Raw genomic sequence first — 6,555 nt, 5'->3', positions numbered from 1 at the left:
GGGGGGGGGGGGGGGGGGGGGGGGGGGGGGGGGGGGGGGGGGGGGGGGGGGGCGGCGCGGGGGGGGGGGGGGGGGGGGGGGGGGGGGGCCCCCCCCCCCCCCCCCGCGGTCAGGTCGTAAGGCCGTCGGAACGTCAGAGGGAAACAGCGACGCCGTTGAAGGTCGTGTCGGGCGTCTGTGGACTGGTGAAGCGGGCGTTGACGAGATAGAGGCGATCGCCCCAGCGGGCGGCGGTGGTAGGCACGTCGAAGCGGGGGTCGGTGATCGTGCGGCGCAGGGTCGCGGTGGTGACCTTGGCGTCGAGGTCGAACACGCTGATGAGGTTCAGCCGGTTCTGCACGACGTACAGCGTGCGTCCGACGCGCACGAGACCGTCGCCGTTGACGACGTTGTCCGCGCCGTTCAGCGCGATCTCGGTGGCGTAACCGGTCTTCAGGTTCACGTGGTAGAGCTTGCCGGGCGTACTGCTGACGACGATCAGTCCTCGGCCGTCGGGGGTGTCGACGATGCCGTTGGCGTTGTTCACATTCGGCGTCTGTACCCAGTCGCCGCCGAGCGGCAGGCTGCGGATCTCTCCGTCGCAGCCGCGCGGTACGCCGTACAGCACGCTGTCGCGCGAGTCGGTGAACCAGGCGAGGCCGCCGAGCAGGATGACATCGTTGACGAAGTGGCCAGTCGCCTCGGTGAGTTGATACGTGGTTGCGAGCCGGCCGGTGTGGGTGTCGACGATCCGAGCCGTTCCTCCACCGCCTCCGGCGATGTAGAGCAGGCCGTCATGGTCCAGCTTCAGCCCGATGGACGCCGTGCCGGCCGCGCCCTCGTAGATGAATCCGCCTTTGCCGGTGCGCAGATCGGTGCGGTAGACGGCTCCGTTGGCGCGCGAGCCCATATAGGCGTACGGCTTTCTGCCGATGGTGATCCCCTCGGGCAGAAAGCCGTTGGGGAGCGGGAACTCGGTCGGCCATGCGGCAGCAAGGGCGGCTGGAGAGGCGTTCGCCGTGCCGGCGCTGCCGGCCACTGCGAACGCGGCGACGGCGGCACCGCCGAGAACGGTGCGCCGGGACGGCTGGTGGTGGTTCCAGGTCATGGTTCCGGGCCTCCGTGAAGAGTGTGGGGCGGGACTCTGAGGAGTGGGGGTTCCGCTGTTCGTAACGGACCGTCACCTGCTGGAGTTCCCCGTGCCCTTCATCACCTGGAGCACCATGAGCACCTGAGCGCGCTGGATCAGTACAGACTCAGGCCGTACGTCGACAGCGCCTCTGTCACCGGCTGGTAGAACGTCGTGCCGCCCGTGGAGCAGTTGCCGCTCCCGCCGACGATGACGCCGAGCGCCGTGCCCCCGGAGAAGGCGGGCCCGCCCGGATCGCCGGGCTCGGAGCAGATGTTGGAACGGAACAGGCCGTACACGACGCCCTCGGGATACGTGACCGTGTTGTTCACGGACTGCACGATGCCGCAGCGGTAGCCGCCCACTCGGCCGACATGGCAGAGCGACTGACCGACGCTCGGCTGAGCCGCGCCGGTGATGTCGCGCACGCCGCCGCTGGTGCCGAGCCTGACCTCGCCCGGGTAGGTCACCGTCGTGTTGGTGTGGCGGATGGCCGCGAAGTCGTTGCCCGGGAAGCTGACGCCCTGGGTGACACCGATCTGTACGGTACGGGCCGCGTCCGCGTACCAGGTGCTGCTGCCCTGAGCGCACCGGCCGGACAGCAGCGCGTAGGTCTGGCTCCCGCTGCGGGTGTTGAAGCCGACCGTGCAGCGGCCTCCGGTGTTGCTGTAGATCACGTCCCCGCCGCGCACCTCGACCGCCCGGTCGACGGCGTGGGCGGTGGGACCGGTCGCGGTGAGCCAGGTGAGCAGCACGGCCAGTACGGCGACGGCCGAGACGGCGACAGAGCGCGGGCTTTCGGTGCGGCGAGGCAGGCTCACGGTCCCTCCAGATGGCGTGTCCCTGTCATTGTGCTGTCATTGTGCACGGGTGAGGAGCGAGCCGTCAGCCCGGAAGGCGTCATTGTCCCTAGTTCCGCCGGGCGTTCAGCAACTTGCCGCGCATGCGGGCCGCGTCCTGGACCGGCGGCAGACCGTAGGCGCGTCGGTACTCGCGGCTGAACTGTGTCGCGCTCGCGTATCCGACCGCTTCCGCGGCCTGCACCGCCGTGGTGTCGCCGCCGACCAGCCGCCGTCGTGCCTCCTGCAGCCGCAGCTGCTTCTGGAACCGCAGCGGGCTCATGCCGGTGGCGGCCTTGAAGTGCCGGTGCAGCGTCGCGGTGCTCATGTGCGCGGCCGCCGCGATCTTCTCGATGGTGAGCGGCTCGGTGTAGTGCTCGGTGATCCACGCGGCTGCCTCGCGCACCCGGACGACGCCGGAGTCGGCCAGCGCGAACTGGCGCAGCTGCGGGCCGAGGGGGCTTCCGAGCAGCCGGTACAGGATTTCGCTCTCGATACGGGGCGCCAGGGGACGGATGTCGTCCGGCGCGTCGAGCAGCCCCACCCACCGGGTGACCGCGTCGACGATCTCGGCTGTCATCGGGGCAGTGGCCTGCCCGCCGGGAGCGGGCAGTGCGCGCGGGTTCGTTCCGTCCAGTTCCAGCAGCAGCTCGGCGAGCATGTGGCCGTCGATACGGAGTACCGCCGAGCGGTACGGCAGCCGCTCGAACACGGCGGTGACCGGCAGTACGACCGAGTTGAGGAACATCTCGCCGCGCCCGGCCACCCAGCTCCGCTCGCCCACGACGGTGCGCTTGGCGCCGTCGGCTACGAAGCAGATCATCGGCTCGTACAGCAGGTCGGCGGGGGCGACGAACTCGTCGAGCGCGACCAGCGTGAGACGTGGCACCGCGCTGGCGGACCACCAGCCGTCGCAGTGCCGGGCGATGGCCGGCGCGAGCTGGTCCAGCATGCACTGCCCCTTAAGGAGAGGACGACGATGACAGATTCCAGGAGGTGAACTCAGAGGAACCGAGAGGAGGTGAACTGAGAGGATTGGGCAATCCTATGCGACCGGCGCCCCATGACCTCGAGTGGCCGCACACCTAGCGTTGAAGGCATGACACAGCGCGACAAGAACTTGCCGAGGCGCACGCTCGGCACGCAGGGCCTTGAGGTCGGGGCGCTCGGCCTCGGCACGATGGGCATGACCATGGCGTACGGCGCAGGCGACGAGCGGGGCGGCATCGCCACCATCCGCCGAGCACACGAACTGGGCGTCACCCTCTTCGACACGGCCGAGCTGTACGGCATGGGCACCGGCAGCAACGAGCAACTGCTCGGCCGTGCGGTGAAGGACTTCCGCGACGACATCGTGATCGCCACCAAGTTCGGCTTCGACCTGAGCGATCCGCAGAACGTCGGGATCGCGCTGGACAGCCGGCCGGAACACATCCGCGAGGTCACCGAGACCAGCCTCCGCCATCTCGGCACCGACCACATCGACGTGCTCTACCAGCACCGCGTCGACCCGGACGTACCCATCGAGGACGTGGCGGGCACGGTCGGCGAGCTGATCGCCGAAGGCAAGGTGCGCTACTTCGGGCTCAGCGAGGCCGGCCCCGACATCATCCGGCGCGCCCACTCCGTACACCCGGTATCGGTATTGCAGACCGAGTACTCGGTGTTCGAGCGCGCCGTGGAGGCCGAAGTGCTGCCCGCGGTGCGGGAGCTGGGCATCGGATTCGTGCCGTACTCGCCGCTGGGCCGCGGCTTCCTCACCGGCGCGGCGAAACCCGCCGCCGACTACCCCGCCGACGACATGCGCAGCTGGGACGACCGCTGGCAGCCCGGCAACTACGAGAAGAACCTGGCCGCCATCCGCGAGCTGACCGCCCTCGCGGACGCCAAGGGCATCAGCGTCACCCAGCTCGCGCTGGCCTGGCTGCTCGCCCAGGGCGACGACATCGTTCCGATCCCCGGCACCCGCAGCCCCGCACGCCTGGCCCAGAACGTCGCCGCCGCGCACGTCACGCTTACGCCGGGGGACCTCGCGCGCATCCAGGAGATCCTGCCTCAGGGCGCGGCCGGCTCCCGCTATCCCGAGGCCATGATGCCGTCCTGGTGACGGACTCGCCGCGCCGCGGATCGACCGGCCAGGACGCCGTTTCGGCGTCCTGGCCGGTTGCGTATCCGATGAGTTCCGGTCGTTGCGGGTGTCTGCCTTGTGTACGCGCAGAGCAAGTGAAAGGACGGGGCCGTGACTGACGAGACCGAGATCCGGGCGCTGATCGAGCGCTGGGCGAACGCTGTGCACGCCGGGGACTTGGACGGCGTCCTTGCCGATCACTCCGACGACATCGTGATGTTCGACGTGCCGCCGCCGAACGACGGTGTACGTGGCATCGACGCGTACCGCGAGACATGGCCGCCCTTCTTCACCTGGCAGCTGCAAGGCGCCTCGTTCGAGATCCTCGCGCTCGACGTGACGGCGGGCGACGATGTCGCGTTCGCGCACGCGTTGCTGCGCTGCGGAACGCAGAAGGAGCTGCAGGATGACCCCGAGAACCGGCTGCGCCTGACGGTCGGGCTGCGTAAGGAAGGCGGGCGATGGGTCGTGGCGCACGAACACCACTCGTTCCCGCTCAAGAGCTGACGGACGACGACCGACAAGCACTGCCGGAGACTGCGGGAGACTGCCGGAAAGGCGGACCGATGACCGCTCTGCACGACCTCCTGGAGAAGAACATCGGCCACGGCGGCGACGGATCGGTGCCGGGAGCCGTGGCCCTGGTGGCTCGTGGTGACCGCGTCGACGTGCAGGCCGCCGGCACCCTCGACGCCGAAGGCACCGCGCCGATGGCCAGGGACTCGATCTTCCGGATCGCCTCGATCACCAAGCCGATCATCGCCGCGGCGGTCATGATGCTCGTCGAGGAAGGCCGGATCGCGCTGGGCGAGCCGGTCGGGGAGTGGCTGCCGGAGCTGGCGTCCCCGAAGGTCGTGCGCACCCCGGCGAGCCCGGTCGACGACGTGGTCCCGGCGGCCGGGCCGATCACCGTGTTCGAGCTGCTCGGCTCCCGCGCCGGGCACGGCTTCCCGTCCGACTTCTCGCTGCCGGCGGTCGGACCGCTGTTCAGCGAGCTGAAGCAGGGACCGCCGCAGCCGCAACTCGTCGTGGCGCCGGACGAATGGATGGCGAGGCTGTCCCGTATTCCGCTGCTGCACCAGCCGGGCGAGGCCTGGCTGTACAACACCTCGTCCGACATCCAGGGCGTGCTGATCGCCCGGGTTGCGGGCCGTCCGCTGCCCGAGTTCCTGGCCGAGCGGATCTTCGAACCGCTGGGCATGGCCGACACCGGATTCGAGGTACCGGCGGCCAAGCTCGACCGGTTCACCAGCTACTACCGAACCGGTCCGGCGGGTGGCATCGAACTGGTCGACGCCCCAGACGGGCAGTGGAGCAGCGTGCCGGCGTTCCCGTCCGGCGCGGGCGGGCTGGTCTCGACCGCCGACGACTGGCTTGCCTTCGCGCGGATGCTGCTCGCCGAGGGGACTGTCGGCGGCGGCCGCCTGTTGTCGCCCGCTTCGGTGCGGCAGATGACCACCGACCACCTGACTCGGCCTCAGCGCGAGGCCGGCGCCTTGTTCCTGGAGGGCCAGGGCTGGGGCTTCGGCGGGTGTGTGGATGTCGAGCCCGTCGATCCCTGGAACGTGCCGGGACGCTACGGCTGGGTCGGCGGCACCGGTACGGCCGGACACATCGTCCCGTCGACCGGCACGGTCACCATCCTGCTCAGCCAGCTGGAGATGTCCGGTCCGACCGCGCCCGCGCTGATGCGGGACTTCTGGAGCTACGCGGCGAGTTGAGCGCCCGTCACACCTCGGCTCGTCACACCTCCGCCCTCACACCCTCCGCCCTCACACCTCCGCCATGAGCGCGTACCTCTCGTCCGACACCGGTCCGCCCCACAACCGCGGGTCCCCGCTGAGCGGTTCGACACGCAGGTCGGTGACCAGCGGGCGTACGGCCGCGGCCAGGTCGTCCGCGCCGATGCCTCCGTGCCACGGCAAAGATTCCGCTCGGGCGACATACGGGACTCCGCTCTGTCCCGACTCGCGCCAGCGCCCCTCGACCAGGATCAGCCGGCCGCCCGGCCGCACGCGGGTGACCCACTCGCGCAACGCGGCCTCGGGGTCGGGCAGGGTCCACACCAGGTGCCGCGACAGCAGTACATCGAACCGCTCGTCCGCGGTCGGTGGGTTCGACGCGTCGCCGACCAGGAAACGGCCCGCGAGGCCGGCGGTCGTCAGCTTCGTGCGGGCCTGGTCCACCATCCGCGGCGACAGGTCGACGCCGGTGACCCGGTGTCCCGCTCGGGCCAGGAGCAGGGACAGCGAACCGGTGCCGCAGCCGACGTCGAGAACGTCGGCCGCTTCGGCCGGCGTCCAGGCGCGCAGCAGCCGGTCCCACGCGGCGCGTGTGGCGTCGGCCCGCAGCCCGTGGTCCGGCTCGTCGTCGAAGGTCGGCGCGGCGGCGTCCCAGTAGTCGGTGATGGCGGCAGTGTGCGCGGTGTGATCGGCCATGGCGCCGATCTTCTCAGCAGCCACTGACACTCGGGCCGCTCG

General features: G+C 70.4%; 7 protein-coding genes. 3 read left to right on the top strand and 4 right to left on the bottom strand.

Going from position 1 to position 6,555, the window contains the following annotated elements:
* Nucleotides 1-133: 133 nt before the first annotated feature.
* The 3 genes from ACH4YL_RS31045 to ACH4YL_RS31035 all read right to left on the bottom strand — a co-directional run bounded on the left by ACH4YL_RS31045 (nt 134) and on the right by ACH4YL_RS31035 (nt 2,899).
* Nucleotides 134-1,087, bottom strand: a complete 954-nt coding sequence (locus tag ACH4YL_RS31045; protein ID WP_398510788.1) for an SMP-30/gluconolactonase/LRE family protein — start codon at nt 1,085-1,087, stop codon at nt 134-136.
* A 137-nt stretch (nt 1,088-1,224) separates the two neighbouring features.
* Entirely contained in the window at nt 1,225-1,929 is a 705-nt protein-coding gene (locus ACH4YL_RS31040) for a S1 family peptidase (RefSeq protein WP_398510787.1), read from the bottom strand.
* Between the two features lie 88 nt (nt 1,930-2,017).
* On the bottom strand, nt 2,018-2,899 hold the full coding sequence (locus tag ACH4YL_RS31035; RefSeq protein ID WP_398510786.1) for an AraC family transcriptional regulator N-terminal domain-containing protein: 882 nt from the start codon (nt 2,897-2,899) through the stop codon (nt 2,018-2,020).
* A gap of 147 nt (nt 2,900-3,046) precedes the next feature.
* Between ACH4YL_RS31035 and ACH4YL_RS31030 the strand changes: the two genes are divergently transcribed.
* The 3 genes from ACH4YL_RS31030 to ACH4YL_RS31020 all read left to right on the top strand — a co-directional run bounded on the left by ACH4YL_RS31030 (nt 3,047) and on the right by ACH4YL_RS31020 (nt 5,796).
* Nucleotides 3,047-4,054 (top strand): aldo/keto reductase, encoded by a 1,008-nt coding sequence (locus ACH4YL_RS31030; RefSeq protein WP_398510785.1) that lies wholly within the window; start codon nt 3,047-3,049, stop codon nt 4,052-4,054.
* 132 nt (nt 4,055-4,186) lie between these two features.
* On the top strand, nt 4,187-4,582 hold the full coding sequence (locus tag ACH4YL_RS31025; protein WP_398510784.1) for a YybH family protein: 396 nt from the start codon (nt 4,187-4,189) through the stop codon (nt 4,580-4,582).
* A gap of 59 nt (nt 4,583-4,641) precedes the next feature.
* Nucleotides 4,642-5,796 (top strand): serine hydrolase domain-containing protein, encoded by a 1,155-nt coding sequence (locus ACH4YL_RS31020; RefSeq protein WP_398510783.1) that lies wholly within the window; start codon nt 4,642-4,644, stop codon nt 5,794-5,796.
* 51 nt (nt 5,797-5,847) lie between these two features.
* Here the strand turns inward: ACH4YL_RS31020 and ACH4YL_RS31015 are convergent, their stop codons facing one another.
* Nucleotides 5,848-6,513, bottom strand: a complete 666-nt coding sequence (locus ACH4YL_RS31015; RefSeq protein ID WP_398510782.1) for a class I SAM-dependent methyltransferase — start codon at nt 6,511-6,513, stop codon at nt 5,848-5,850.
* Nucleotides 6,514-6,555: the final 42 nt, after the last annotated feature.

This window comes from Streptomyces sp. NPDC020681 (assembly GCF_044334895.1).
Taxonomy (GTDB): Bacteria; Actinomycetota; Actinomycetes; order Streptomycetales; family Streptomycetaceae; genus Streptomyces.
The sequence above is the reverse complement of the archived record's forward strand: the minus strand, read 5'-3'. Positions and strand labels throughout refer to the sequence as shown.